This window comes from Mesorhizobium sp. M7A.F.Ca.AU.001.01.1.1 (assembly GCF_004022735.1).
GTDB lineage: Bacteria > Pseudomonadota > Alphaproteobacteria > Rhizobiales > Rhizobiaceae > Mesorhizobium > Mesorhizobium ciceri.
Window position 1 is genome coordinate 1 of the sequence record NZ_RZPF01001193.1, and the last position, 974, is coordinate 974.

Consider the following 974-nt stretch of genomic DNA (forward strand, 5'->3'; position numbering starts at 1 on the left):
CGCCCTGCCCGCCCGCCCCCCGCCGCAATTGCCGCCCGATGCCGCCATCGATGCCGGGCGCTGGCGGGTCCAGCCCGCGCGCGCCTATGTCAGCCGCGCCAAACTCTATGGCGTGGCGCTGAAACCAGGCCAGAAGGCGCTGGTGTTGGAGGCCGATCTGACCAATCGCACGGCGCAATCCGACAAGGCTTATTTCAACGTCTTCAAGCCGGACGGGATCGACCTGCCCGATTCCACGCCGATGATCGCGCTGGCCCGCGATTCGACGCTGACGCCGGAACTGCATCCCGGCATGACCGAACGCATGGCCTATGTCTGGCCGCTTGCCGGTAACGCCGCCGTGCCGGCAAATCTCAGCTTCGGCGTCACCGCCGAGATCTTCAAGCCGCGCGACAATCTTTACGGCACGCCGGGCTGGTTCAATTCCTATCGGCTCGGCACCGTCACCATGCCGGTCGCCGACCTGCCCGAGAGCGGCTCATGAGGATCCGCGCCATCGGCAATCTCCTGATCGTCGCCGCCACCGTGGTGCTCAGCTACGGCATGCAGGTGTCGAAGCCGCATTATGCCGAACTCACCGCGCCGATCCCCATTGATGGCGCCATGCACGACACGGTGCGGGCGCGCAGCTTCGATGTCCGCCTCGACAGAATGGTCTTTGCGCGCACGCTGAAGACCAACCAGTTCGGCCAGGAAAGGCTGCTGACCACCAGCGGACTGTGGGCGGTGGCAGCGACCAATCTCACCGCCACCAGCACCTCCACCACGGTCGCCGACGGCACCTGGCAAGGCCCGACCGGCCTGCGCTACCGCCAGACGGAGCGGCTCAGCTATCGCCAGGATATGCCGCCACATGCCGTCGATCCAGGGCTGGAGAGAAGCGGCCTGTTCGTCTTCGAGTTGCCGGCCGACCAGATCCGAGGCGCCAGCCTGCTTCTCGCCGCACGTCAGTTCGGCCCGCTCGACGCCCAGCC

At 66.8% G+C, this 974-nt stretch carries 2 protein-coding genes; both read left to right on the forward strand.

Annotation, left to right across the window (positions count from 1 at the left end; genetic code table 11):
• The coding region (locus tag EN884_RS37000) for a hypothetical protein (protein WP_128361180.1) at positions 1–484 on the forward strand (484 nt) is incomplete at its 5' end.
• A partial coding sequence (locus tag EN884_RS37005; protein ID WP_128361181.1) for a hypothetical protein occupies positions 481–974 on the forward strand: 494 nt, incomplete at its 3' end. The genes EN884_RS37000 and EN884_RS37005, both read left to right, overlap by 4 nt.